General features: G+C 71.6%; 22 protein-coding genes and 4 pseudogenes. 15 read left to right on the plus strand and 11 right to left on the minus strand.

From position 1 onward, the window contains the following. The first annotated feature begins 229 nt into the window (after nucleotides 1–229). A complete protein-coding gene (locus H4687_RS48300; RefSeq protein WP_050398593.1) occupies nucleotides 230–1,501 on the plus strand; it encodes a poly(ethylene terephthalate) hydrolase family protein in 1,272 nt (423 codons plus the stop codon). A 42-nt stretch (nucleotides 1,502–1,543) separates the two neighbouring features. Here H4687_RS48300 and H4687_RS42610 read toward each other — a convergent pair whose 3' ends face one another. Next, nucleotides 1,544–2,596, minus strand: coding sequence for a LacI family DNA-binding transcriptional regulator (locus H4687_RS42610; RefSeq protein WP_046913595.1), 1,053 nt, complete (start codon nucleotides 2,594–2,596; stop codon nucleotides 1,544–1,546). 380 nt (nucleotides 2,597–2,976) lie between these two features. On the opposite strand from H4687_RS42610, the gene H4687_RS42615 reads away from it, so the two are divergent. The 4 genes and pseudogenes from H4687_RS42615 to H4687_RS42630 form a co-directional block, all read left to right on the plus strand. After that, nucleotides 2,977–4,269 (plus strand): ferredoxin reductase family protein, encoded by a 1,293-nt coding sequence (locus H4687_RS42615; protein WP_373560601.1) that lies wholly within the window; start codon nucleotides 2,977–2,979, stop codon nucleotides 4,267–4,269. 304 nt (nucleotides 4,270–4,573) lie between these two features. Then, complete coding sequence (locus H4687_RS42620; RefSeq protein ID WP_046913597.1) at nucleotides 4,574–4,948, plus strand: roadblock/LC7 domain-containing protein; 375 nt, start codon at nucleotides 4,574–4,576, stop codon at nucleotides 4,946–4,948. A 228-nt stretch (nucleotides 4,949–5,176) separates the two neighbouring features. Then, a complete protein-coding gene (locus H4687_RS42625; protein ID WP_046913598.1) occupies nucleotides 5,177–5,548 on the plus strand; it encodes an ArsR/SmtB family transcription factor in 372 nt (123 codons plus the stop codon). Nucleotides 5,549–5,733: 185 nt separating this feature from the next. Next, nucleotides 5,734–6,034 (plus strand): annotated as a pseudogene (locus tag H4687_RS42630) (MFS transporter); the annotation flags it as partial. A gap of 100 nt (nucleotides 6,035–6,134) precedes the next feature. Here H4687_RS42630 and H4687_RS42635 read toward each other — a convergent pair. Both H4687_RS42635 and H4687_RS42640 read right to left on the minus strand, forming a co-directional pair. Beyond that, the gene (locus H4687_RS42635) at nucleotides 6,135–6,515 is read right to left on the minus strand and encodes a VOC family protein (protein WP_046913600.1); all 381 of its coding nucleotides are present in this window, start codon (nucleotides 6,513–6,515) and stop codon (nucleotides 6,135–6,137) included. 145 nt (nucleotides 6,516–6,660) lie between these two features. Beyond that, a complete protein-coding gene (locus tag H4687_RS42640; protein WP_046913622.1) occupies nucleotides 6,661–8,505 on the minus strand; it encodes a serine/threonine-protein kinase in 1,845 nt (614 codons plus the stop codon). A 265-nt stretch (nucleotides 8,506–8,770) separates the two neighbouring features. Here H4687_RS42640 and H4687_RS42645 point away from each other — a divergent pair, with 265 nt between their 5' ends. After that, nucleotides 8,771–11,980: a glycosyl hydrolase family 95 catalytic domain-containing protein gene (locus tag H4687_RS42645; RefSeq protein ID WP_046913601.1), complete on the plus strand. Its 3,210-nt coding sequence runs from the start codon at nucleotides 8,771–8,773 to the stop codon at nucleotides 11,978–11,980. A 117-nt stretch (nucleotides 11,981–12,097) separates the two neighbouring features. Here the strand turns inward: H4687_RS42645 and H4687_RS42650 are convergent, their stop codons facing one another. Beyond that, a complete protein-coding gene (locus H4687_RS42650) occupies nucleotides 12,098–12,865 on the minus strand; it encodes a DUF5995 family protein (RefSeq protein WP_046913602.1) in 768 nt (255 codons plus the stop codon). 227 nt (nucleotides 12,866–13,092) lie between these two features. Here H4687_RS42650 and H4687_RS42655 point away from each other — a divergent pair, with 227 nt between their 5' ends. After that, nucleotides 13,093–14,085: an ATP-dependent DNA ligase gene (locus H4687_RS42655; protein WP_046913603.1), complete on the plus strand. Its 993-nt coding sequence runs from the start codon at nucleotides 13,093–13,095 to the stop codon at nucleotides 14,083–14,085. A gap of 63 nt (nucleotides 14,086–14,148) precedes the next feature. Here the strand turns inward: H4687_RS42655 and H4687_RS42660 are convergent, their stop codons facing one another. Both H4687_RS42660 and H4687_RS42665 read right to left on the minus strand, forming a co-directional pair. Beyond that, complete coding sequence (locus H4687_RS42660) at nucleotides 14,149–14,931, minus strand: sulfite exporter TauE/SafE family protein (RefSeq protein WP_046913604.1); 783 nt, start codon at nucleotides 14,929–14,931, stop codon at nucleotides 14,149–14,151. A 103-nt stretch (nucleotides 14,932–15,034) separates the two neighbouring features. Then, nucleotides 15,035–15,616: a TetR/AcrR family transcriptional regulator gene (locus H4687_RS42665; RefSeq protein ID WP_046913605.1), complete on the minus strand. Its 582-nt coding sequence runs from the start codon at nucleotides 15,614–15,616 to the stop codon at nucleotides 15,035–15,037. 68 nt (nucleotides 15,617–15,684) lie between these two features. Here H4687_RS42665 and H4687_RS47775 point away from each other — a divergent pair, with 68 nt between their 5' ends. Continuing rightward, entirely contained in the window at nucleotides 15,685–15,906 is a 222-nt protein-coding gene (locus H4687_RS47775) for an FAD-dependent monooxygenase (protein ID WP_046913606.1), read from the plus strand. 292 nt (nucleotides 15,907–16,198) lie between these two features. Continuing rightward, nucleotides 16,199–16,483, plus strand: coding sequence for a DUF4190 domain-containing protein (locus H4687_RS42675; protein WP_046913607.1), 285 nt, complete (start codon nucleotides 16,199–16,201; stop codon nucleotides 16,481–16,483). 112 nt (nucleotides 16,484–16,595) lie between these two features. Here the strand turns inward: H4687_RS42675 and H4687_RS42680 are convergent, their stop codons facing one another. Beyond that, a complete protein-coding gene (locus H4687_RS42680) occupies nucleotides 16,596–17,492 on the minus strand; it encodes an aminoglycoside phosphotransferase family protein (RefSeq protein ID WP_046913608.1) in 897 nt (298 codons plus the stop codon). Between the two features lie 167 nt (nucleotides 17,493–17,659). On the opposite strand from H4687_RS42680, the gene H4687_RS42685 reads away from it, so the two are divergent. Beyond that, the gene (locus H4687_RS42685) at nucleotides 17,660–18,118 is read left to right on the plus strand and encodes a pyridoxamine 5'-phosphate oxidase family protein (RefSeq protein ID WP_046913609.1); all 459 of its coding nucleotides are present in this window, start codon (nucleotides 17,660–17,662) and stop codon (nucleotides 18,116–18,118) included. Nucleotides 18,119–18,188: 70 nt separating this feature from the next. Continuing rightward, nucleotides 18,189–18,611 (plus strand): hypothetical protein, encoded by a 423-nt coding sequence (locus H4687_RS42690; RefSeq protein WP_046913610.1) that lies wholly within the window; start codon nucleotides 18,189–18,191, stop codon nucleotides 18,609–18,611. A 307-nt stretch (nucleotides 18,612–18,918) separates the two neighbouring features. Here H4687_RS42690 and H4687_RS42695 read toward each other — a convergent pair whose 3' ends face one another. Then, nucleotides 18,919–19,386 (minus strand): ATP-binding protein, encoded by a 468-nt coding sequence (locus tag H4687_RS42695; protein WP_046913611.1) that lies wholly within the window; start codon nucleotides 19,384–19,386, stop codon nucleotides 18,919–18,921. Nucleotides 19,387–19,546: 160 nt separating this feature from the next. Beyond that, entirely contained in the window at nucleotides 19,547–21,673 is a 2,127-nt protein-coding gene (locus tag H4687_RS42700) for a SpoIIE family protein phosphatase (RefSeq protein ID WP_234317437.1), read from the minus strand. Between the two features lie 250 nt (nucleotides 21,674–21,923). Here H4687_RS42700 and H4687_RS42705 point away from each other — a divergent pair, with 250 nt between their 5' ends. The 3 genes from H4687_RS42705 (at nucleotide 21,924) to H4687_RS42715 (ending at nucleotide 24,488) form a co-directional block, all read left to right on the plus strand. Further along, complete coding sequence (locus H4687_RS42705; RefSeq protein ID WP_046913613.1) at nucleotides 21,924–22,979, plus strand: hypothetical protein; 1,056 nt, start codon at nucleotides 21,924–21,926, stop codon at nucleotides 22,977–22,979. A 2-nt stretch (nucleotides 22,980–22,981) separates the two neighbouring features. After that, entirely contained in the window at nucleotides 22,982–24,091 is a 1,110-nt protein-coding gene (locus tag H4687_RS42710) for a hypothetical protein (RefSeq protein ID WP_046913614.1), read from the plus strand. 85 nt (nucleotides 24,092–24,176) lie between these two features. Next, entirely contained in the window at nucleotides 24,177–24,488 is a 312-nt protein-coding gene (locus tag H4687_RS42715; protein ID WP_046913615.1) for an NIPSNAP family protein, read from the plus strand. Here H4687_RS42715 and H4687_RS48585 read toward each other — a convergent pair. Continuing rightward, nucleotides 24,485–24,808 (minus strand): annotated as a pseudogene (locus tag H4687_RS48585) (LysR substrate-binding domain-containing protein); the annotation flags it as partial. The gene H4687_RS42715 and the pseudogene H4687_RS48585 sit on opposite strands and share 4 nt — an antisense overlap. Here H4687_RS48585 and H4687_RS42725 point away from each other — a divergent pair. Next, nucleotides 24,796–25,422, plus strand: a pseudogene (locus H4687_RS42725) (helix-turn-helix domain-containing protein); the annotation flags it as partial. The pseudogenes H4687_RS48585 and H4687_RS42725 sit on opposite strands and share 13 nt — an antisense overlap. Here H4687_RS42725 and H4687_RS42730 read toward each other — a convergent pair. Beyond that, a pseudogene (locus H4687_RS42730) lies at nucleotides 25,341–25,609 on the minus strand (cyclase family protein); the annotation flags it as partial. The pseudogenes H4687_RS42725 and H4687_RS42730 sit on opposite strands and share 82 nt — an antisense overlap. Between the last annotated feature and the right edge of the window lie 176 nt (nucleotides 25,610–25,785).

Genomic DNA, 25,785 nt, shown 5'->3' on the forward strand with positions numbered 1-25,785 from the left:
GCCCTGTCCGCCCGGTCCCGGCTCCACATCTCTCCCGCCACATCCCTCCTTCCGGCTCCTTCCTTCCGCGCTGGGAAAGCTCACCATCCGGCGGACTCCCGCCGCTCCCACAGCGCGGGCGCACCTCGCTGTCCGGTTACCGCGCTCACCGCTATCCGGAGGTAAAGCAATGCGTCCATCCAGTCGTTCCCCCCACCCGACCGCCCCCTCGCGGTCCCGATCCCGTGCCATGACGTCACTGACCGCCCTCGCGACCACCCTCGGCCTGGCACTGGCCCTGCTGACGGTCGCCGCCCCGCCCGCGGCCGCCGCCGACCTGCTGTCCCAGGGCAGACCCGTCACCTCCTCGTCCACCGAGAACGCGTCCACCCCCGCGTCGGCGGCGGTCGACGGCGACACCCGGACGCGCTGGTCGAGCACGTTCGGCGATCCGCAGTGGCTGGAGGTCGACCTGGGCGTCACCGCCACCGTCAGCCGCGTCGTCCTGCGCTGGGAGGCCGCGTACGCCCGCGCGTTCCGGATCCAGATCTCCGACGACGGCACCGCCTGGACCACCCTCCACTCGACCACGACCGGTACCGGCGGCGTACAGACGCTCGACGTGAACGGCACGGGACGGTACGTCCGCCTGCACGGCACCCAGCGGGGGACCCCCTACGGCTACTCGCTGTGGGAGTTCCAGGTGTACGGCTCCGGGGGCGGCACCCCTCCGGGCAGCGGGATCCCCGACCCGACCACCGCCTCACTGGAAGCCGCGAACGGGCCGCTGACCACCGCCACCTACACGGTCCCCGACCCCAGCGGATACGGCTCCGGCACGGTCACCTACCCCACGGGCAGCGGCTCCTACCCGGGCGTCGTCCTGATGCCGGGCTACCAGGGCACGCAGCAGAACCTGCAGTGGCTCGCACCCCGCCTCGCCTCCTGGGGCTTCGTCGTCATCAACGTCGGGACCACCACCCTCATCGACGATCCCGCATCACGCGGCCGGCAGATCTCGGCCGCCGCCACCCAGTTGCTCGCGCTGGGCGAGGCCACCGGAAACCCGCTGTCCGGGAAGGTCGACGGCGCGCTCGGCGCGGTCGGGCACTCGATGGGCGGCGGTGGTGTCATGGCCGCCCTCCGCGACGACGCACGCTTCCGGGCGGGGGTGCCCACGGCCCCGTACTACCCGAACATGAACTTCTCCCAGGTCACCGATCCCACGTTCTTCCTGACCTGCCAGAGCGACCCCGTCGCCCACGGCAACACCTACGCGGTGCCCTGGTACACCTCCATGTCCCAGGCCGAGAAGCTGTACATCGAGGTGCCGGGCGACCATCTGTGCCCGATGACGGGCTCCGGCGACAAAGCCAGGCAGGGCAAGTGGATCGTGTCGTTCCTCAGTCTCTGGCTGCGCGGGGACACCCGGTTCGGCCCGTTCCTGTGCGGTCCCGTACGGGACGCCGACAAGAACAACACCTCCCTGGTCACCCGCTGGATGGACACCTGCCCGTTCTGACCGGCCGCCGGGCCGCGGGCCCGACATGGACGAGGCACGAGGTCACGGTGTGGCGTTCGCGCGCCGCACCGTGCGTCGTGTGGACCGGCGAGGGGTGAGGACCGGCTGCACGAGCCGGTGCCGGTCCACACCGCCGCGGCCGTTGATGAGAGCGATCAGCAGATCGACCGCTTCGTCGCCCACCAGGTCCGGGCGCAGGCTCAGCGTGGTGACGGGCGGGGCCGTCGCCGCGTAGTCCGGGTCCTCGCTGACGCAGGCCACCAGAAGGTCCTGCGGTACCCGGAGCCCGTGCTGTCGCGCGGCGGCGAGGATGTTGTGACCGGAGTCGGAGTAGACGCCGATGACGGCATCCGGCCGAGGACCGCGTACGAGCAGGCGCGTGACCGCCTCGCGTTCGGCGGTGAAGTAGTCGGGGAGCACGGCGTACTCCTCGACCAGGACGGGAAGGTCGCGTTCGGCGCACCAGGACGTGTAGGCGTGCCGGACCAGGCGCGGGTACGCGTCGTCGTGCAGCGGCAGGGAGAGCCCGATCCGTCGGGCGCCCGCCCCGGCGAGATGACCGAGCAGGAGCCGCAGTCCCGCGTCGTAGTCCGTTTCGACCCAGGCGTCGCACCAGTGCGCCTGGGGCGGCCGGCCGTCGCAGACCATCGGGATGCCCCGTTCCCGCAGCAGGGAATGCACGGGGTCGTCGGCGCGCGGCTCGACATGGATGACGCCGTCCATCGGCGTGTTGAGCCACATCCACGGTGACAGCGAACTCGGCATCACCATGAGCAGGTAGCCGCGCTCGTGCGCCGCGGCGATGCCGCTCAGCGCCAGCTGCGCGTAGTACGGGATCTCGGTGTAGGGCACGGGAAGGTCGCCGTACGTCGTCATGGTCAGGCCGAGCACTCCGGTGCCGCCGCGGGCCAGGGCGCGGGCCGTGCCGGCCGGGGCGTATCCGATTTCGCGTGCCGAGGCGAGCACGCGCTGCCTGGTCGTCTCGGACAGCCGCCCGGTGCCGTTGAGGGCGTTCGACACCGTGGCCGTGGACACCCCGGCCCGCGCGGCCACGTCGTCGAGCGTGGGGCGTTGCCAGACACGCGAGCTTCTCATATGTGCACCCCAGCAGCGCCTGTCGTTCCCCAACAACCCTGTGACGGCTTGTGGTTAAGAGCTTAATCACGCAGCGTACTCGCGACGGCGGCCGGGACGGCCGCCGGGTGCGGAGCGTCCCGAACGTCGCGGAACAAGAACAGTCGCGGCCGAACATGGGCCACTTCTCGCCAGGTTCCGTATTCTTGCCCCGCCCAGGGGGCCCTGCCGGATCCGGACGCCCGGGTCCGCGCGGCCTCGCGGGCACAGGGCTCCAGCGCGTCACATGAACCGACACGGCACATGCACCATCGCGGCACACGAACAAGCGCGTCACATGAACAAAAGGGGAAACGGTGGAGGCGACAACTACACGGGTGCGACAGGGCACCATACCTCCGGTGGTGGCGGCGCGGTGGGCGCTGTGGACGTTCGTCCTCGTCAACCTGGTGATCGTCGAGGTGCTGTTCCTCACCGCCGGGACCGGGAAGAACGGCGTGCTCACGGTCGCCAAGTTCTTCGGCCTGCACGCCGCCGTACTGATGCTGTTCCAGTTGCTGCTGGTGGCCCGGCTGCCGTGGCTGGACCGCCGTATCGGCATGGACCGGCTGACGGTGTGGCACCGGTGGATCGGCTTCACCCTGCTGTGGACGATCCTCACCCACGCCGCGCTGGTGGTGCTCGGATACGCGAAGCTCAGCGACACGTCGATGACGAAGACGTTCTCCGCGCTGGCCGGAGTCCCGGCCTCCCTGCTCGGCATGCTGGCCGCGGCGATCGTCGTCGTGGTCGCCGCGGTCTCCGCCCGACAGATCCGGAGGCGGCTGCGCTACGAGACCTGGCACGCCCTGCACCTGCTGCTGTACGTGGCGTTGGGGCTGGCGTTCGTCCACCAGCTGCAGGAGACCACGACCTTCACCTCCTCCGCGCCCGCGCAGATCTACTGGTGGGTCCTGTGGCTGTTCGCGTTCGGCTCCCTGATCGCCGGGCGGATCGTGCTGCCCGTGTGGCGCAACGCCTATCACCGCTTCGAGGTCGTGGCCGTGGTGCCGGAGTCGGACGACGTCGTGTCGGTCCACGTCACCGGCCGTCACCTCGACAGGCTGCCCGCCCGGGCCGGCCAGTTCTGCTTCTGGCGCTTCCCCGGCCACAACCCCTGGTGGACGGCCAACCCCTTCTCGCTGTCGGCGGCGCCCGACGGCCGCACGCTGCGCCTGACGGCGAAGGCCTCCGGCACCACCAGCGCCGGCCTGCGCCACCTCCCCATCGGGACCCGCGCGTTCGTCGAGGGCCCGTACGGCGCCTTCACCTCACTGCATCGCACCCGGCCCGGCGCCCTGCTGATCGCCGGGGGAGTGGGGATCACACCCGTCCGGGCCATGCTGGAGGAAAAGCCGGCCGGCGATGTCGTCGTCCTCTACCGGGTGCGCAGCGAGGACGACGCCGTACTGATCGACGAGGTGCGCACGCTCGTGGAGGATCTCGGTGGGCAGCTGCACCTGCTCACCGGCCGCCGGGGCGAGGGCAGCCCCCCGTTCGAGCCGCAGAACCTCCGTGCCCTGGTCCCCGACATCGCCGAGCGCGATGTGTACGTCTGTGGCCCGGCCGCGATGACCTCGGCCGTGCTCGGTGCCCTGCAGAGGCTGCAGGTTCCCCGCTCGCAGGTGCACGCCGAGCGCTTCGGCCTGGCCTGATCGGGCCGGTCCGGTCCCGCCACTCGCCCCGACGGCCCCCGCACCCGGTTGTTCCACGCACCGGGGGCGGGGGCCCCGGTGTTCGTCCAGGCGTCCACAACGGCCCAGTGCGTCCCATGCGGCGCCTATGGACGGTCTACCGGTCATCGCTGGTCGCAACTGGGGCGGAACTGCGGCAATTTCGGGCCCGCTCGTTCAGTACCGGTACATCAGGCGTCCCGGCCGTGCGTGCTTCGTAGGGTCCTTGCACCCGGCGGCGGAAGGCGACGCCCGAGCCGCGCACCGACCAGGAGGAGACGCTGTCATGAGCAATGTGGAGATTTCCCTGAAGGAGATCATGACGTCGATCGAGGGCGCCTTGGGGACCGCGTTGGTCGACTACACCAGTGGCATGGCGCTGGGCACGTTGGGGGGCGGCAAGGACCTCGACCTGACCGTCGCGGCAGCGGGCAACACGGACGTGATCCGCGCCAAGACCCGCACCATGGAACACCTCGGTCTCAAGGGTGCGATCGAGGACGTACTGATCACCCTCGGCGGCCAGTACCACATCATCCAGCCGCTCAAGGGCCGTGCCGGCAACGGGCTGTTCCTCTATCTCGTGCTCGACCGGACGAGGTCCAACCTGGCGATGGCCCGCCATCAGCTCAAGCGCATCGGGGCCGAACTCGACGTGTAGACATCTCCGGGACAAGCGGCGTCGCACGCCCATGACTTGAAGACTTCTTCAACTGGGCATATCCAGATCAGGTCAATCCCCTGGGTGTGCGGCGCCGGATCCAGGAGGATTGACCGCACCACCGACTTCCGCACCACCGATCTCCGCACCACCGACCGCACGGCGGCACCGACGGCCCGCCGTGCGGTCGGGAAGAGCCCGTCACGCGCCAGGGAGTGAGCGATTCTCATGCAGGTCCCCCTCTACCAGGCCAAGGCCGAGTTCTTCCGCATGCTCGGCCACCCGGTCCGTATCCGGGTCCTGGAACTGCTGCAGGGCGGCCCCCTTGCCGTACGCGACCTGCTGAGCGAGATCGACATCGAACCCTCCAGCCTCTCGCAGCAGTTGGCGGTACTGCGCCGCTCGGGGATCGTCATCTCCATCCGGGAGGGCTCCACCGTCAGCTACGCGCTCGCCGGTGGCGACGTGGCCGACCTGCTCCGCGCGGCCCGCCGGATCCTGACCGAACTCCTCGCCGGACAGCGGGAACTGCTGGCCGAACTCCAGCAGGCGGAAACCCAGCCGGCCCTCACCCCGGGCGGAGGCGAACGGCGCCCCTGACCCGCGGCGGGGCTCTACGGAGGCCACGGCAACAGGCCCCCGACAGCGGGAAGTCGCCAGGTGTCCGGTCTCGCCGGTCGTGAGCCCGTGCATGCGTGGCTTGTACACGCAGTGTCGTCGTCGTGCACTGCGGCTGGGGCCGTTGGGGCGGGTTGACAGCACGACGTGGTGCTTGCATGGGCCCGGCCTTGCTGCTGGCGCTGGGCACGATGATCGCGTACCCCTTCGAGATGGACACCATCGTGCGGCTCTCGGGTGACCGTCTCGCCGCCACCCACTACGGCCAGCACAACACCATCTGCGGTGTGGGCATCACCTTGGGGAACCTGCTCACCGGCGCGGCCCTCGACGCCGCCGGAGCGGCCGGCGTGTCCGCCCTGCCCTGGGCTGGCGCTGCCGGCCCTGGGGCTGGTCTGTGCCGGGGCCCTGTACGGGCTGCATCGCGCCGGACGGCTGACCCGGGCGGCTCCTGAGCCGACGCCCGCCGTGGTCCGACTCCGACCCGGAGTCCGCTGCCGGGGCGAGGAGAGGGGCTCATACCGCCCGCCTCGCCCCGGTTCGCCGCCGGTGCACCGGGGCGTAGGCCTCAGAGCGGGTTGAGGCGGGCCTTGAGCAGGCAGAACTCGTTGCCCTCGGGGTCGGTCAGGACGTGCCACTGCTCGTCGCCGGTCTGGCCGATGTCGGCCCGGCGCGCACCGAGCCTCAGCAGGCGTTCCAGTTCGGCGTCCTGGTCGCGGTCGGTGGCGTTGACGTCGATGTGCAGCCGGGACTTCCCCGGCTCCGGCTCCTCCCGGTAACTGAGGATGATCGTCGGCTGGGGGCCGCCGAATCCCTCGCGCGGCCCGATCTCCAGCGTGCCGTCGTCCTCGCGGTCGAGTACGACGAAGTCCAGGACCTCGCACCAGAACCGCGCCAGCACCTCGGGTTCGCGGCAGCCGAGCACGAGTTCACTGATACGGCATGCCATGGAAGCGACCTTCTCTCAGCCGGGGGACCGCCGGGGAGGCCATCCAGCGCATCGCACGGCCTCCGGCAGTGGAGATCAACCCGGCGACCGTACCGGACGAGACGATCAAGGGCGAGAGGATTTCGGCGCCACGCCTGCCGGCCCGTCAGCTGTCCGCCGGGTACACGCGGGTCACCTTGCCCTTGGGGTCGGCCTCCAGATAGCCGGACTGGCTGTACTCGTCGCTGAAGTAGATGGCCATCCCGGCCGGGGTGTCGAAGATGTCGTTGGGCTGCCGCACCAGCAGGTAACGGTTCTCCGGGTCGGGGACGTTGAGCTTCTTCTCCGCCTCCTTCAGGAGTGCGGGGACCTTGTCCCAGTCGAAGTCGTCGAGACTGAGAGGCTGTTCGCCACCGGAGAGGGTGCCCTTGATGATGCCCTTCTCCACGCCCTGTCCCGGGCGGTAGGTGTAGGAGTCGTACTTCTTGTCACTGCCCTCGACCATGAGCTGCGCCGACACGAAGTCCGGGTAGACCGAGAAGTCGCCGAACGTGTCCCGGCCGGTCTCCTTCTTGAACGCCTTGATCGCGGTGCGGATGCCGTCCGGAGTCAGCATGTCGCCGGTCTCCGGGGTGTCCTCGGTCTCCGAGGTGTCCTTCTGCTTCGCGTCCGTCGGGTCGGCGTCGGCCGGTGAGGCGGTCGACTTCGGGGCGGACGTGGTGGCCGAGGCGGTCGGCGAGGCACCCGCGTCCGAGTCGCCGTTGTCGTCCAGGGGCAGCAGCCACCACAGCAGGCCCAGAACGCCGGCGAGCGAGGCTCCAGTCACGCCCAGCAGCACGCCGCCACGCCGTCCACGCCTCGGCGGCGGGCCCACGGGCGCGGTCACCGGCTGGTACGGGCCCTGTGGGGGGTGCCCCTGGGGCGAGTGTCCTTGTGGTGAGTGGTACGACGACGGCGGCGGGCCGAAACCGGCGGTCGTGGCGCGCGCCGGATCGGACGTGCTCTTGGCGATGCCGACGGAAGGCGGCGGGGAGGCGGTGGCGCCGGAGGCAGTGAACGCGGTCGGCGAGGTGAGGCCGCCCGGGTGGGGAGAGACCGGGCTGGTGGTGGGCGGCGGGGTCAGCGGGTACGAGGTGGGCTCGGCCCATGCCGCCGGAGTCGCCGGGCCGGACTCGACCTCGGCGAGCCGTTGGTCGAACACGGCTGCCGACGGCCGTGCGGCGGGATCCCGTACGAGCACGCTCATCAGCACGTCGCCCAGGGCTCCGGCGCGCACCGGGGGCACGACGTCGTCGTTGAGGACCGCGGCGAGGGTGGCCAGGGTGCTGCCGCGGCGCAGCGGGTGGTGGCCCTCCACCGCGGTGTACAGCATCATCGCCAGTGACCAGAGGTCGGAGGCGGAGCCGCCCTCGTGCCCGGAGATGCGTTCCGGTGCCATGAAGTCGGGCGTACCGATGACCGAGCCGGTGGCGGTGAGACCGGTCGTCTCACGGATCGCGGCGATACCGAAGTCGGTGAGGACGGGGCGCCCGTCGGGGCGCATCAGCACGTTGGCGGGCTTGACGTCCCGGTGCTGGATACCGGCGTCGTGTGCGGCCGTCAGCGCGGCCAGCACCTGCCGGCCGATCCGCGTCGCCTCGGTCGGCGCCATCGGGCCCTGGGCCAGCCGGTCGGCCAGCGAGCCGCCGCTGACCAGTTCCATCACGAGCCACGGATAGGTGCCCTCACCGCCGTCGACTATGTGGTGGATGGTGACGACGTTCGGATGATCGATGCGAGCCAGGGCCCTGGCCTCGCGCAACACCCGTTCGCGCAGCTGCCGCGCGCCGTCGGGGTCGTACTCGGCGAGGTCCCGGTCGGGCGGGCGGACCTCCTTGACGGCCACCAGACGGTGCAGCACCAGGTCCCTGGCCCGCCAGACCGTCCCCATCCCGCCGCCACCGAGGCGGGTCTCCAACTCGAAGCGCCCGTCGACGACTCGTCTTTCGGGCCCTCTGTCGTCCTCGTTCATGGGCGGGAGCATAGTTGCCTTTACCGCCAGCTTTCGCCGCTTCGTGCCGCGACGACTCGGCACGGCTGCCAACTCGGCCGGAGGGCCGCCGACTTGTGGTCACGCCGTGGCCGCGCAGGCCCGAGGCCAGGCCTCGACAATCGGTGATCCCTCCCTCTAGACATCCGATCTATTCAGCGGCGACGATGATCGCGCCTCTGGCGGAAGCCGATATGGCTGTCAGGTTTTAGCGAAAGAGCCGATGAATGGGCTGGGAGATCTTACTGTGATCAATGAATCCGACCCGCAGCGACGCAGCGTCCTCAAGTTCGGCAGTGCGCTCGCCTTCGCACCGTTGATCACACAGCTGACCGGAGGCACCCCCGTGGACCGAGCCGTCGCCGCCGGGAGCGCCGCCCCGGCCGCCGTCCAGTCACCGACCCTCTCCCGTACGGGGCTGAAGTACCGCGTCCCCGCCACGGCCTGGCAGTCGCAGGCGCTGCCGATCGGCAACGGCCGACTCGGTGCCATGCTCTTCGCCGATCCCGACGAGGAGCGCGTCCAGTTCAACGAACAGAGCCTGTGGGGCGGGGTCAACAACTACGACAACGCCCTCGCGGGCAGGCCCGACAGCGACTTCGACACCGGCATGACCGGCTTCGGCTCGTACCGGAACTTCGGCGACGTCGTCATCACCTTCGCCTCGCGCGCGCGTCCGAAGGTCACCGCCCCGCAGGGACCGTACAACAGCTCCGCGGAGGAAGGTGTCGACAAGTCCTGCGACGGTGCCTCGACCACCAAGTGGTGCATCGACGGGCCCGGTGCGAAGGTGCTGTGGCAGGTCGAGCTGCCCGACCCGGTCGCGGTCGCCTCGTACCGTCTGACGAGCGCCAACGACGTGCCGCAGCGCGACCCTCGGCAGTGGACCTTCTCGGGTTCCGCCGACGGCGACACCTGGATCACGCTGGACCGCCGCACGCTGGACGCGCCCTTCGAGAGCCGCCTGCAGACCAAGGAGTTCACCTGCGCCGACAGCGCCGCCTACCGCTTCTACCGGTTCGACTTCGTCCCCGCGGCAGGCGTCAGCCACTTCCAGGTGAGCGAGATCGGCCTGGCCGGCGTCGATCTCGGCGGCGCCGGTTCGACGTACCTGTCCTCGCCCAGCGGACACTCCCAGGGGTCCGGATCGGGCGCCGGGTCCCGGGCCGCGGACATCTCCCGTTCGGTGGACGGCGATCCGGCCACGGTCTGGCGGGTCGGCTCCGCCGCGCCGGCGGTCCTCTGGCAGGCCGACCTGCCACGCGCCGCCGTCGTCACCTCGTACACGCTGACCTCGGCCCCCGACCGTCCCCACGAGGACCCCCGGCGATGGCTCCTGGAGGCGTCGCAGGACGGGCAGGCCTGGACGACCCTCGACACACAGGACCCGCAAAGGCCGTTCGCCGACCGTGGCGAGCGGCGGACCTTCCCGATCACCAACAGCACGGCCTACCGCGTCTACCGGCTCACCCTGGTCCCCGGCAGGTCCGCGACCGGCCTGCAGATCGCGGAGATCGCGCTGACGGGCCCGACCTTCGACACCCGCACCCAGCGGACGGTCGTCGAGTACGAGCGCAGCCTCGACTTCGTCCAGGGCCTCCACGTCACCCGCTTCGGCCCGCCGGGGCGGCGCGTCCTGCGCGAGGCCTTCGCCAGCCGCTCGGCGGACGTCATGGTCTTCCGCTACACCTCCGACAGCGCCCGGGGGCTCTCCGGCGCGATCGCGCTGACGTCCGGACAGGACAAGGCCCCGACCTCCGTCGACCCCGACACCCGGCGGATCGCCTTCAGCGGTGTCATGGGCAACGGCCTCCGGCACGCGTGCACCATCCAGGTCGTGGACACCGACGGCGACTTCGACGCCGACGGCTCGACGCTCAGGTTCAGCGACTGCACGACGCTGACACTGCTCCTCGACGCCCGTACCGACTACAAGCTCGACGCCGCGGCCGGATGGCGGGGAGGCGATCCGCGGGCGGCCATCGACCGGGCGCTCGACAAGGCGGCCGCCCGGCCCTACCGCAAGCTGCGCGACCAGCACACCGCCCGGACCAGCGCTCTCATGAAGCGGGTCTCCGTCGCCTGGGGCACCTCCGCCGCCGATGTCGTCGCCCTGCCGACCGACGCCAGGCTGGCACGCTACGCGGCAGGGAAGACGGACCCCACCCTCGAACAGGCGATGTTCGACTACGGCCGGTACCTGCTCATCAGCTCCTCCCGCCCCGGCGGCCTGCCCGCCAACCTCCAGGGCCTGTGGAACGACAGCAACCAGGCGGCGTGGGCCTCCGACTACCACACCAACATCAACATCCAGATGAACTACTGGGGAGCGGAGACGACGAACCTCGCGGAGTGCCACGAGGCACTCGTCGGCTTCATCCGGCAGGTGGCGGTGCCCAGCCGCGTGGCGACCCGCAACGCCTTCGGCGCCGGCACCCGGGGCTGGACCGCCCGCACCAGCCAGAGCGTCTTCGGCGGCAACGCCTGGGAGTGGAACACCGTCGCGAGCGCCTGGTACGCCCAACACCTCTACGAACACTGGGCGTTCACCCAGGACCTGGACTACCTCCGCTCGGTCGCCCATCCGATGATCAAGGAGATCTGCGAGTTCTGGGAGGACCACCTCAAGGAGCGTGAGGACGGACTCCTCGTCGCGCCGGACGGCTGGTCACCCGAGCACGGGCCGCGCGAGGACGGGGTCATGTACGACCAGCAGATCATCTGGGACCTGTTCCAGAACTACCTCGACTGTGAGGCCGTCCTCGGCGCGGACCCCGCCTACCGGGCCAAGGTCGCGGACCTGCAGGCGCGCCTCGCACCGAACAAGATCGGCAAGTGGGGCCAACTGCAGGAGTGGCAGAGGGACATCGACAGCCCCACCGACATCCACCGCCACACCTCACACCTCTTCGCGGTCTACCCGGGCCGCCAGATCACCCCGAGGAACCGCGATTTCGCGGCCGCCGCCCTCGTCTCGCTCAAGGCCCGGTGCGGGGAGAAGGACGGCGTCCCGTTCACCGCGGCGACGGTGTCGGGCGACAGTCGCCGCTCCTGGACCTGGCCCTGGCGGGCGGCCCTCTTCGCCCGCCTCGGCGACGGGCAGCGCGCCCAGGTCATGCTGCGGGGACTGCTCACCTACAACACGCTGCCCAACCTGTTCTGCGACCACCCGCCCTTCCAGATGGACGGCAACTTCGGCATCTCCGGGGCCGTGGCGGAGATGCTCCTGCAGAGTCACGACGGCGTCATCCACCTCCTTCCCGCACTCCCGGACGACTGGAAGGCCGAAGGGTCGTTCACCGGCCTGCGCGCTCGCGGTGGCTACGAGGTGAGCTGCGCGTGGCGCGACGGCAGGGTCACGTCGTACGACATCGTCGCCGACCGGGCGCGGGACCGGAGGAAGGTCACCGTGCGGGTGAACGGCACCGAGAAGAAGGTGAAGCCGACCACACCCTGACGGAGCCGCCGTCTCGCCGACGCCACGCCGGCCGGGCCGACGACGACTTCCCCGCCCCGAACGCGGCGGCCCACCTCGTCGGCCCGTCGGGCACGCCCGCCCGGTCCGGGGAGGAGGTCACCCGACGGCGTTGTCCAGATGGGCGATGACGGCCGGCACGTCGTCACTCTCGGTGCCGCGGATCAGCTGCAGGGCCGGCCGGACCAGGCCACCCGGCCGTGCCACCAACCGCGCGAGCACGGCCGCCCGCACGTCGAGTCGTTCGATGGTGGCCTCGCGCTCCTCCTCGTTCTGGCGGGCGAGCAGGACGGCGTTGTGCCAGGCCTCGGCACGGGACTGGCGGACACTGAAGTCGAGGATCCGCTCGTCCGTGCGGGCGCCCAGCCGGTCCAGCAGCGACATGAGCGGTGACAGGGCGCCGACCGAGGCCTGCACCGCCAGCGCCACCCGCGCGATGATGTCGTTGATGAGCAGGAAGTCGTGCCGTAGCGCGTGGATGGCCTCGCCCGGGCCGGTGCGCGCCGCCGCGACGGCCAGGTCGAGGTTGACGTGCGCGTTCACGCCGAGCAGCAGGTGCTGGACGATGATCGTGTCGCCGTCGTCGAGCAGCCCGAACGCCTGACGCCAGCAGCGGGGCCCGCCCCGGTCGCGGCGCCAGGTGTCGTACGCGTCGAAGTAGCGGTTGCCGAAGAACGTGTCGAAACGGTCCATGCGGGCGCCGTCGTCGAACAGCCCGGCGTGGATGCCTGCCCGGACCTCGGCGGTCACCTGTCGGTACAGCGCCGCGAAATATCCGACGCGGTCACCGGAGCGGACGGCCTCCCGCACGATCCCGGCAAGCCCGTCCACGACCTCGTCGATGTTCTCCGCGTTCTTCGCAGCCATGACCAACTCCCCTTCAGAGGACCCTGGTTGAGCCCGCCGCCCGAGTGGTGTCCGCCGTGCCGAGCACAGCCCCGTTGTACCACCGCACGGCCGGAACGGACCCGCCCCGCGGCGAAGTCCGGGCGGGAGCCCACCGTGCTTCCCGCCATGGCGGGGCCGGACCGGTGTGCCTCCGTTCGGTGCCCTTCGGCATGCGGGCCGGGAGGAAGCCGCGTACATGTGTCGGTGTGTCCCTGACCCCTCCGATCCAGCCGATGCTCGCCGAAGCGCGACGGGTCCTTCCCCCGGAAGGGGCCCTGCCCGGAGGACTGGTCGCGGAACAGAAGGCGGACGGGTTTCGCGCCCTCCTCTTCACCCGTCCGGGACACGCGCTGATCCAGTCCCGCAGGGGCTCGGACCTGACCGGTGCCTTCCCGGACATCGCCGTGGCGGCCGCGGGCCTGGGGGAGACGCTCGTCCTGGACGGTGAGCTGGTCGTGCCCCACCAGGGCCGGCTGGACTTCCCCAGACTCCAGAGCCGCGCGAGCCGCCGGGGCGCCGGTGCCGTACAGGCCGCCGCCCGCCATCCGGCGTACCTGATCGTCTTCGACGTCCTGGAGGCGGCGGGCGGGGAGCAGTTGGCCCGGCCGTACCGCGAGCGACGAGCCGTGCTGGAGGACCTCTTCGCCCGGGGTGTGCTCGCCGCCCCCTTCACGCTGTGCCCGAACACGACCGACCGCGCCACGGCACGGGACTGGCTGGACCCCGCCTGGGGCACGGCCGGCATCGAAGGGGTCGTGTGCAAGGGGCTCGCGCAGCCCTACCTCCCCGGCCGACGGGCCTGGATCAAGGTGCGCGCCCAGCTCACCTCCGAAGCCGTGATCGGCGCGGTCACCGGCTCCCCGACGAACCCGCTCACCCTCGTGCTGGGCCGTTACGACGACGCCGGTGATCTGCGCATGGTCGCCCTCACCACGCCGCTGGACACCGCGACCCGGCAGGACCTGGGCCGGCGGCTGACCCGAGCGGGCGCGGAACACCCCTGGCACGGACAGCGCTTCGGCGCGGGATGGGGAACCCGTAGCCAGTTGGACCACCGCCCCGTCCTGCCGGACCTGGTCGCCGAGTTCGTCGCGGACGCGGCTCTCGACGCGGGCCGCTACCGCCACCCGGTCCGCTTCGTACGGGTCCGCGACGACATGGCCCCGGACGAGGTGGTGTCGTTCGGGGAGAACGCCTGACCCCGGTGTGCCCGGGGCGGATGCCGCGGGGCATTCCGGACGCGGTGTCAGGGGCCGGCCCGGTCAGCGCAGGATCTGCGCGGCGTACAGGGCGCCGACGCCCGTGGCGAGGGCGCCGAGCAGGAGCCGGAGCGCGGTCTCGGGCAGCAGCGGCTGGAGGCGGGCGCCGACGTAGCCGCCGACCAGGCCGCCGGCGCCGCAGGACACGCCCAGCAGCCAGTCGGGGGCGACGTCCCCGGTGGTGGTCAGGGAGAGCAGCCCGTAGGTGATCGCACCGATGACGGACGTCACGAACGTGGCGGCCAGAGCGGCGGGCGCGACCGTGGCCACGGGTGTTCCGCGGCCGACGAGGACGGGACCGAGCAGGGAGCCGCCGCCGATCCCGTAGATGCCGCCCGCGACACCCACGGCCAGGGCCAGCGAGGTCGTCGCGCGGGGCGAGGGCGGACGGGCGGCCCGGTTCGACGCCGGCCGGAGGGTCCGCAGGCACAGCCACAGCCCGAGCGGCAGCAGCAGTGCGGAGATGAGCAGGCGGAAGACCCGGGGGCCCGGCACCGCGAACACACGGATCACCGCGCCGATGATCACGCCGGGCACGGAACCCGCGACGAGCAGCCGGGTCAGCGGGCCGCCCAGCCGCCCGGCACGCCAGTAGCGCATGAGGGCGCCCGGCCCGGCCACGACGTTGTACAGCAGGTTCGTCGGGGTCACCGCCGGGCTCGGCACTCCCAGGACGCTGACCTGCACCGGCAGCAGGAAGACCGCGCCGGAGACACCCACGGGCGAGGTGGCCACCGAGATCAGGAGCCCGGCGACGAATCCGAGCAACCCCGTCGACCACGCCACCCGGACTCCCTGGACAGATCACCGTTCACCTGAACCCGATCCAACCTCCACCGGAGGCGACGGACAACCGCCGTCCACTGTGCGAAACGGTGGTGACACCGCGTCAGCTCGGGGCGAGGACGGCCTGGATGGCCGGCGCGAGGCCGGCTTCGATCTCGTCCGGCGTCAGTGCGGTCACCGCGGGCAGCCGCAGCAGGTAACGGGTGAGTCCGAGGCCGAGCAGCTGGGCGGAGACCAGTCCGGCGCGGTGGGCGGCGAGCCCCGGGCCCAGGGCGGCGGCCAGCGCCGGGGCGACCTGGGCCGCGAAGATCTCGTGCATGCGGGCCGCGGCCTGTTCGTTGGTGACGGCGGAGCGGAGCAGGACCAGCAGCGCGTCGTCGGCGGGGTCGCCCTCCCAGCGGGCGAGGAAGTGGCGCACCAGCGCCTGTGCCGTCTCGTCGGCCGGAACGCTCGTCAGGTCCGGCAGCCGCAGGTCGATGGCGAGGGTCGCGTCGAAGAGGTGGGCCTTGCTGCCGAAGTAGCGCATGACCATCGAGGGGTCGATGCCCGCGTCGGAGGCGACGGCCCGGATCGTGGTGCGTTCGTAGCCCTGGGCGGCGAATCGTTCCCGTGCGGCGCGCAGGATCGCGGCCTTCGTGCGGTCGGAACGCCTGTCCGTGCCGGTGGTCTCGGTGCCTCGCGTCATGCCAACGACTGCAGGCCAACACGTGTTGACTTTCCAGTCCGAGCCTGAGCGTAACGGAAGACCCCGTCATGGACACCACCGCCCTGCCCGCCCGCACCGAGGTAGCCGTCGTCGGCGGCGGCCCCACCGGACTCGCGCTCGCCGTCACCCTCGCCTCGGCCGGCATCGACTTCGTCGTCCTGGACCGTCTGACCGAGGGCGCGCCGACGCCCTCTTCGGACTCCTCGCCTCGAAGGGACGGGACTCGCGGGGCCCGATCGGAACAGAACAGGGCACCGGGGAGTCGCTGAACCGGGTGGCTTGCTGAAACCGGTGTGTCCCACGACGTGTTGCCGAGCGTGCTCCAACGCCTTTGTCCGGTGGGGCGGATGAGGCGTGGGGGGAGGAGGATTCGCCCAGCGTGCGGATGTCCGGGATGCCCTCGCCGTGAGGCGACTCCACGGCGGACGGCCGACGGCCGACGGGAGTTCCGTGGAATAGCGCCGGGACTCCGGGGCACTCGGACGACCGGAAAGCGCAGGGCGCTGAGCGCTCCGACAAGCGGAGCGCCCTCAGCACATACGCCTACAACAGAGGAATGTGATGACGAGTTACGGTAGCTCTTCCGCCACTTCCGGGTCGCGCACCAACAGTCTGGCCATCGCCAGCCTGGTCAGCGGAATCATCGGTATCTTCCTCTTCAACGTGATCCTCGGCCCCGTGGCCATCGTGCTGGGTGCCGTCGGAATGCGGCAGGCAGCCACGAAGGGGGGCGGCGGCATGGCCAAGGCCGGTGTCATCCTCGGGGTGGTGGACCTGGTCATCTTCGCGGTCCTGCTGGCCGTGGCCGCGTCCAACGGCGGTGTCACCTGGTACGTCGGAGGCTGATCACCGCATCGTGCGGCATGGGAACGGCTCGGTCCACACCGAGCCGTTCACGCGTTCCTCGGCCGGCCGCGAACGCCTGTCGCACGGCATGCCGAGGCGCTTCCGTCCTGCATCACTCCTCCGACTCCAGAATCCCGTCGAGTGTCCGGCGCCCCAGTCTGCTCATCGTCGGATTGCTCTCGACGTAGTACCAGACGAGCCCCATCGCCTGTTCGAACGCCCATGCCTTGCCGCGCTCCCACTCCAGATCGTCGCAGCCCAGTGTGCGCCGGAGCACGTCCCGCGGACCTGGCCGCAAGAGGTGCCAGGCACTGATCAGGTCCAGCGCGGGGTCGGCCGGGCCGAAGCCGCCGGTGTCGATCACGCCGCTGAGCCGGCCTCCCGCGACCAGTACGTTGCCGGGGATCAGGTCACGATGGCTCATCACGTCGGCACCCGTGCGTGGCAGCTCCCGAAGGCGGTTCCACACCCGGCGCAGCCGGGGCACGTCGAGCAGGCCCTCACTCTCCTCGAAGCACTGCTCCATCCATCCGTCATGGTGAACGAGAACGCCGCCCCGCCCCCCGCCGCTGAAGATCCGCCCCCGTGTCTCGGCTCCCCGGAGGGCTCCGACGAAGGCCGCGAGGTCCTCGGCGAAAGCGTCCGACCCACTCGCGTCGGCATCCGAGGCGACCGTTCCCGGCAGCCATGTCTGGACCGACCACGGCATGGGGTAACCCCCTCCCGGACGTCCCAGGGCGACGGGTTCCGGGACGGGGAACCGGGACACCCGCGCAAGTTCCGCGCTCGCCCGAGCCTCCTCCTGCAAGGCCGTCAGTGCCTCGGCGGCATCGGCCGGACGCAGCGGGAAACGCGCCGAGAGGTCGTCCCCGATGCGGAAGATGGCGTTGACCGTCCCGGTCGACGGCAGGAGCCGGATCGCCTTGCCGCTCCACTGCGGGAACTGTTCCCGGATCAACATCGCGACCGTCTCGACGGTCACGTCCACCTGGTCGTCGTGCATGGCCATCTCTCGCAGGCTCCTCCGCCGGTCCACCTCGACGCAGGGCGCGGACGAGATCATCTGAGACGACAGCCAGTATTCAGACGCCAGGACTTGGATCAAACCGAATTTGACGAACGGACCTCGTGGGCCGCCGGCGGAATTCCCACCCGGGTACGGGAGTTGATCACCACATGACCCAGAAACCAGGCCCTCGCCCACTGAGTGACGAAGCCCTCTCCGGCCTCCTCGGCGCCCAGCAGTTCGGCACGCTCGCCACCGTCAAGCGCGACGGGCACCCCCACCTGACCACCATGCTGTACAGCTGGGATCCCGCGGCCCGCGTCGTGCGGTTCTCGACGACGGCCGACCGGGTCAAGGTCGGGCATCTGCGGCGCGACCCGCGTGCGGCGCTGCATGTACAGGGCGGCGACGTGTGGTCGTTCGCGGTCGCCGAGGGCGAGGCCGAAGTCTCCGGGACCACCACGGTCCCCGGCGACGCGGTGGGGCGGGAACTGCTCGCCATGGTCCCGAAGTCCGCGGAGCCCGAGGACGAGGACGCTTTCCTGGAGCAGTTGGTCGCCGAGCGCCGCGTGGTCGTCCGGCTGAGGGTGACCCGGCTCTACGGCACCGCGCTGGACATCGACGGATAGGGGACCGGTCCCGCCGGGTGCCGCGAGGCGCGGCACGAACGGAACTCGTGCCCGCGGCGTCTGAGGGAACATGAAGGTATCGCGTCGATCAGCCGTCCTGCTCCTGAGCGCCGGGGTGTTGCTCACCGCCTGCTCTACCGCGTCCGACGATCCGGGGAGCGAGGGGTACACCGGCCCCACCCTGCCTGCCCGCACCGTCAAGGAGGGCACCTGGCAGGAAGGGCCGGCCGAGCCCAGGAAGCACAGGCCGTACCCGTACGACATCAACACGCACTGCGGGATCAAGTGGGTGCGCTTCGGCGGCCGTTGGTGGGTCCTCGACACGGTGTTCCCCGGTGTCGAGCAGGTGCAGGGGGAGCCGCCCTCGCCGGGGCGCGAGAGGGTCGCCGGCTACATGACCCTGATCGGCGCGGACACCGCCAACTTCGACGCCGCCGGAATGCCCACCCTGCAGTTCGTACCCACCGAGGAGGAACCGCCGGGCTGCGCCTAGCGTTCGCAGCTGTCGCACACCGGTCGCGGCGTGCGTCTGTCCGGCCGACAGCACCGTCGCCGCACCCAGTGCCACGGTGGTCACACCGACCTGTACCGCGCTGCGCATCGAGGTCTTCAACGCTCCCCCTGTCCCGTGACGGCCATGGTGGGTCATGTCCCGAGTCATGCTGGACGCGGAGCGGTGCCGGCACATGGGGGAGCACCCCAAGTACCGGACGTCGTGTCGGGGGCGGGCACGGGGTCCGGGACGGCGGGCGGCCGACCTGCGATGTCGGTCGACGGGGTTCGGTCACGGGCTCCACGGATCATGTCCGGGCCGGGTCGCCGCCGAGGTCCTCCGTGAGGACGACCGCGGCGGTCGTGCTCTTGCCGACCGGTTCCCGGCGCACCGCGTAGCTCTCGCACGCGGCCATGACGATCTCCAGCCCGTGCTGCCCGACCCGGTCCGGTTCCGCGGGCGAGGCCACCGGCAGCGTCGGGTCGCTGTCCCAGACCGTGACCTGCACCGAGCCGCCGGACACCTCCAGGTCCAGCAGACAGGGGCCGGGCGCGTACTTGCAGGCGTTGGTCAGCAGCTCGCTGACGACCAGCTGCACGGTGCCCATGGCTCTGGCGGAGACCGGAAGATCGAGGACGGACTGCAGGCGGACCAGGAAGGCCCGGGCCATGGCACGGCCCTGAGCGATGTCGCCGGGGTTGCCGTGGTACATCGCCGAGCTTTTGATCAACCCGTCGTGCAGCAGAGGGCTGTCGTCGTGGGCAGCCTCGTCCATGCGATCCGCCCGCTTCCTGAGCCTTGATCGGTACACGGGCCCGTCTACCCCCAAAATCCCGGGAACATCAGACTCGGCCGTACGTCTCCGCTCTCCACCCGTCTGCCGCAGGCCGGGGCATGGCCCGCTCGGCCGGACGGGTGGCGGAGAACACCACCGCCTACTGGCTGCGCAGGAGGAGCAGGGCGATGTCGTCCGTACGGGCGTGATGCGGCCCCGCGTGGTGGAGGAGGCTGTCGGCGAGGTCGTCGAGGGGCAGGTCGCCGTCGCCGGTGAGATGACGGGCGAGGGCCGTGATGGAGTCGGTGATGTCGGTGTCGGGGGTTTCCACGAGGCCGTCGGTGTAGAGGGCGAGCACCGCTCCCGCGGGCAGCGGGAGAGTGGTGACCGGATAGTCGGCCGCCCGACCCACCGCGATGCCCAGCAGGGGGCCTGGCTCCACCGTGAGCGCGACGGTCCGCGGCGCCGGCGCGGGCTCGCGCAGCAGCGGGGGCGGATGCCCCGCACTGGCGAGGTGCAGGCGCCGCTCGGCGAGGTCGATGTGGACGTAGAGGCAGGAGACGAAGAGGTCGGTCTCCAGGTCCGTCAGGACGCGGTTGGTGCGGGCCAGGACCTCACCGGGCAGCGCGCCGGCGGTGGCGTGGACGGCGGTGCGGACCTGGCCCATGAGGGCCGCGGCGTGCATGCTGTGGCCCTGCACGTCGCCGATGACGGCGGCGGCGGTCGTCTCGCTCAGGCGGATCAGGTCGTAGAAGTCGCCGCCGACCCCCATGCCGTGGGCGGCCGGCAGATAGCGGGCGGCGACGGCGAGCGTGGGGAAGTCCGGCAGGGCCGCCGGGAGCAGGGCCTGCTGCAGGCCATGGGCGAGGTCGTGTTTGGCGTCGTACAGCAGTGCCCGGTCCATGGCCTGGGCGATGAGTCCCGCCAGGGACACGAGGACGGCGCGGTCGCTCGCGCCGAAGGAGTGCGGGTCGTCGTAGGACAGGACGCAGCAGCCGACGCGGCGGTCGGAGACCAGCAGGGGCAGGAACGCCCAGGCCTGCTTGCCGCTGAGGTCTGCCGCCCTGGGGTGGACGCGGGTCATTTCCGCGCGGTCGGCGTAGAAGGCGGGGATGCCGCTGCGCAGGACATGCCCGGCGGGGGTGAGATCGGTGTCCAGGGGCAGACCGTCCAGGCGGGCGACGTTACGCGGGTCGTAGCCCCGGTGTCCGGTGATCCTCAGGCGGCCGGCGTCGGCGGCGGACAGGACCATGCCCTGGGCGCCGAACGCGGGCAGGATCTGGTCGGCCACCACGTTGACGACGTCGGCCACGGTGACGGTCTGGCTCAGGGCCGCCGCCAGATGGATCAGCTGGTGGACCCGTCCGGTGCCGGTTCCGGCGGGTGGGCCGGCCAGGTTCGGAGTGACGCGGGGCGGTGCCGTGTCCGCCGGCTGCCGGTCGACGTGCGGGGAGACGAGGGCGCTGATGCCGCTGTCGTCCGGGTAGAGCCGGATGTCGAGCCAGTGGTCGGGCGGGTGCAGCGCGGTGTAGGCGACGGGCTCGCGGGTGAAGACGGCGGTGCGGTAGTGGTCCTCGTGGACCGGGTCGTCGAGCCAGGGCACGGACTGCCACGGCAGGGTTCCCAGGAGGCGGTCGGCCCGGCGCCCGAGCAGCTGCGCGGCGGCGTCGTTGAGGTAGGTGATGCGGCCCTGGAGGTCGAAGCCGAGGGCGCCGACGGGCATCCGCTGCAGCAGGTCGGCGGCGGCGAGCCCGCTCTGGGCCGGGTCCGGGCCGGACCTGTGCAGTGGCACGGCGCGCGGCTGGTCCGGAATGTCCCGGAGGGCCGGCTCCTCGTCCAGCACCTGGGTGAGGCGGCTCGCGCTGGACAGGATGTTCCCGCGTTCGCGCCGGGTCAGCGAGGGCGGGTGGCTTTTGGGCCACACCAGAACCAGGGCTCCCCACCGGCGGACGCCGTGCAGGGGAGCGAAGGCCAGCGCGAACTGGTAGGGCAGCCCGGCCGCCGCGTTCGGGTACAGGCGGGCCATGTCCTCCTGCCGGCCCACCCACACGAGGCGGTCCTCGCGCACCGCCTCGGACAGCGGGCCCGCGGCCGACACCGCCACCCGTCGCCAAGGCGCCACGGCCATCACCGGCACCCCGCACACCGCTGCCAGGCACAACACCGACTCCGCGGGCGCCAGCAGGTACACGCCCGCCGCCAGAGCCCCCGTCCGTCGCACCGTGCCACTGAGCACCTCGTCCAAGGGCGCCTCGTCATCGAGTGCGACAGAACTCGCATCACTCACATCTTCGACAGTAGCCGCCGGAAGCCCGAACGGGGTCCGTGGGTGCGCACGCGGCCGTGCGCGGTGTGCGGGCTCGTACCCCCAGGACACGACGCCGCCCCGACACCGCCGCGCCACGCCGCCGCACCACGGCGTTCGCACGACGGCGTCGCACGACGGCGTCGACCGATTCGTGTTCGGCCGGATGACGTCTGTTCACCGGTGGGTGAACGCCAATAGCGTGTGCGGCCTTCGCGTCCTGGGGGGTCTCATGAACGGTCTCCGTGCGGTCGTCGTCTGCCTGGTGATCGCGTGTGCCGCGCTGGTGTCACCGGCCGCGGCCGCGACGCCCACGAACTGGTCGGCGCTGCCGGTACCGGCGGCGGCCCCACCGGTGACCGTGACCGATCTCGCCGCGCGTGGGCCGGGCGAGGCGTGGGCGACCGGCCACGAGACCGCCGCCGACGGGCTGAGACCGGTGCTGTACCGGTGGAACGGCACGACGTGGAGCCGGGACACGACCTTCCCCGGCGCCGGTGAGCCGGGTGGACTCGGCAAGGTGCAGTTCGTCGGCCAGGAGGTGTGGATCTTCCGTCGTCAGAGCGCGGGGGAGGCCGAGATCCTGCGCCGGTCGGCGGGAGGGTGGACCGTCCTCCCGGTGCCGCGGACCCTGTGGACCTACCAGGACTTCACCGCCGTACCGGGGGCCGCGTGGGTGGTCGGCGAGGACGACACCGGACTGAAGATCCTGCGCTACGACGGCTCCGGCTGGACCGAGCAGTCCGCCCCCGACGGCGTGCTGTACCTGATGGGGATCACCGCGCGTACGGCCACCGACGCCTGGGCCTGGGCGGACACCAGCACCGGGGCCGCCATCCTGCGCTGGGACGGTACGGCGTGGCGGGACGCGGACGTGCCGCTGCCACCCGACAGCAACGTGCACAGCGTCCTGCCCGAACCGTCCGGCCGGGTCACGATCGGCGGCAGCCAGTACACGGACGGCGTGGCCCGCACCTACCTGATGACCTGGAACCGCCACACCTGGCGCACCACCCATCCGCCGCTGGGCGACGCGTCCGCCGAGGCCCTGGTGCGCGGCCCGGACGGCGCGCTGTGGCTGCCGGTGCGCAGCGACCGCGCCTTCCAGTCGAAGTACGCACGGGTGGACGGCGCACGCACCAGCTTCTCCTACGGCCCCGAGCGCCGGAACGCGATCGACGTCAAGCCGCGAGCCCTGGCGAAGGCCGGGTCCTCGCTGCTGTCCTTCGGGACGGCCGAGATCTACGGCTCGAAACCGAACCTGATGAGCGAGCGGCTGGGAGGCTGACCATGGCACGCCGACTTCTGGTCGCGGCCCTCGCCGCCGTCCTGACCCTCATCACCCTCATGACCTCGGCGGCCGCGGACGCCCGGTCCTGGCAGCACGTTCCCGTCCCGACCCAGGTACGCCCACAGGCCGGGCTGAACGAGGCCGTGGCCCTCGGACCGGACCGGGCATGGGCCGTGGGCACCGACGCCGTCGGACGCGAGGCGCCCGGATTCCCGCTGATGCTGCGCTGGGACGGGACCGCGTGGCAGCGCCGGGCGCTGCCCGGGATCGGCTGGCAGGGAGAACTGCTGTCCATCGCCGCGACCTCGCCGACCGAGGTCTGGACGGTCGGCCGTGACGCGGCGGGCGCCACCCACCTGCTCCGGCTCGACGGCGGAACCTGGTCCGAGAGCCGGGCGCCGCGCGGTGTCGTACTGACGAAGGTCGTGGCCGGTGGCGGTGAGATCTGGCTGATCGGTTCGCGTGACGGCGTACAGGCACTGCTGCGCTGGGACGGACGTGCCTGGCGGGACGTGCCGGTGCCGCCGGGGGCCGTGTACGGCCTGCACATCCTGGCGGCCGACGACGTCTGGGCCGCGGGCGCCACCGGCTCGGGCGCGGCCGTGTCGCACTGGGACGGGCAGGCGTGGCAGCAGACGATCGTGGACGGATTCCCCCGCTCGGCCGTGGGCAGCGTGCTCGCGGTCTCGCCCACGGAGGTGTGGGCGGGCGGTACGGCCGGATTCGTCGGCGGCCCGGTGGGGCGGCCGATTCCGCCCCTGCTGGTCCGCTTCGACGGACAGGCGTGGAGCCATGTGAGCGTGCCCACCGACTTCGGCTCGGTCACGTCCCTGACGCCCACCACCTCCGGTGCGCTGGGCTGGGTCTCGGTGGCCCGCTCGCAGAAGTGGGGTACGCCGGGCAGCATCCCGCCGTTCGTCCCCGGGCCGGACTTCCTCGCCTGGAACGGGCAGTCGTTCACCGAGTACGGCGAACCGGCGGTGGCGGGGGAGGGCGACTCCTCGCGGCTGACGCTGACGCCGGTGCCGGGCACCGGGACGGTGTGGTCGGTCGGCCGCGCCGACGGCCCGGAGGGCACCTTCGCCCCACGCATCCTGCGCTTCGACTGAGAGGACGCGCTTCGGCCGAGAGAGCGAGCTTCGCCGGACAGGACGCCCTGGCCCGGCCCCGATCGTCCCGCTGCATCATGGAGACATGATCACTGTGCATCTGAAGTACGAGATCGACGCCGACAAGCTGGCGGACTTCGAGGAGTACGGCCGCCGCTGGGTCGGGCTCGTCAACCGTTTCGGCGGGACGCACCACGGCTACTTCCTGCCGAGCGAGGGCGACAGCGACATCGCCTACGCTCTCTTCTCCTTCCCCAGCCTCGCCGCGTACGAGCGGTACCGCACCGACAGCATGTCCGACCCCGAGTGCCAGGACGCCTTCGAGCTGGCGCGCCGGACCGGCTGCATCAAGCGGTACGAACGCCGCTTCCTCCGGCCGCTCGACGCGGTGGCCTAGTCCGGGTACGGGTCCGGGTCGGCGTCGGGGCGCGTGGCGCGACCGTCCCGCGCGGCCGCGCGCAGCGCGGCGACGACGGCGGTGGCCGTGGGGTCGGGGACGTCGGTGTGCCGCGTCGCGGCGAACAGCAGGCGGCGGATCGGGTGTTCCTGGATGGGGGCGGTGCGGATGCCGGGCGCGGTCGGGTCGATGGCGGTCCGGGGGACGAGCGCGGTGGCGAGTCCGGCACCGGCGAGGGCGAGTTGGGCCGCGATGTCGGCGGTGACGTACGGCGTCGACGGCGTGAACCCGGCCTGCCGGACTCGCCGCCGCGCGCTACGCCGAGGCCGTCCGGCACTGGGGCCGCGCGCACATCCCCGGCGACGTCGACGTGGAGCACGTCAACCGGCTGGCGCAGCGGCTGATCGACGCCGCCGACGCGGACGCGCTGCCCCTCTTCGCCGGCTGGCGCGCCCAGCCCTGCCCCGCCGATGACCCGGTCGGCGCCGCCATGCAGCGCCTGCACGTCCTACGAGAGCACCGCGGCGCCTGCCACCTGGTCGCGGTTCGCCTGTGCGGACTGACCGCCCAGGAGGCCATGGTCGTCAACCTCGGCATCGAACAGGCGGCCCACTACGGCTGGGACCGGCCACGCCCCGCAGCCGCCGGCCTGCTTCCCCGATGGCGGCGCGCCGAGCGGCTCACCACCGCACTGCAAGCGCCGCTCTACGCCACTCTGACCCCTGGGCAACGTACCGAATTCGCCCGACTAGTCGGAGAGTTGACCGCCTCGGCGCCGACTCTTGTCATGGACGGCTGCTCCTCTGCCGACGCCGGCCCGACAGAGGGAGCCGCCGGGAAGGGAGCCGCCGGTCACAGCACCGCCACCGGATCGACCGGCGAACCGGTGCCGCCCGGCACGTTCGGGGGCGCCACGACCATCAGGACGGCATAGGGGACCCCCTCGGCACAGGCGGCGGCGAGTGCCGCAGGTCGAGGTTGTCCAGCAGGGGTACGCCCCTCTCGGTGACGGCCAGAGCGTGCACGGGGGAGGACACGCCCTCCACGGGCGTGGGCCGGACGTCGCTGTCGCTGCCGCCGCCCGGCAGCGCGATGCCGCGCTCGGCGAGCAACGGCATGGCAAGTCGCCCGCCGAGAGTCGATGGGGGTCGAGAGTCACCCGCCAAAAGAGCCGCCCGTCGATTTCCTCGGGCACCCGTGGGCATGCTGCTACCCCGACCCGGCTGGGGTCCGTTCCCGCCCGACCTGACTGCACCCGACCCGATCACACCGATTTGCCACCCCCGACCCCCCAACA

Origin of the sequence: Streptomyces stelliscabiei (assembly GCF_014873495.1) — a bacterium.
GTDB lineage: Bacteria > Actinomycetota > Actinomycetes > Streptomycetales > Streptomycetaceae > Streptomyces > Streptomyces bottropensis.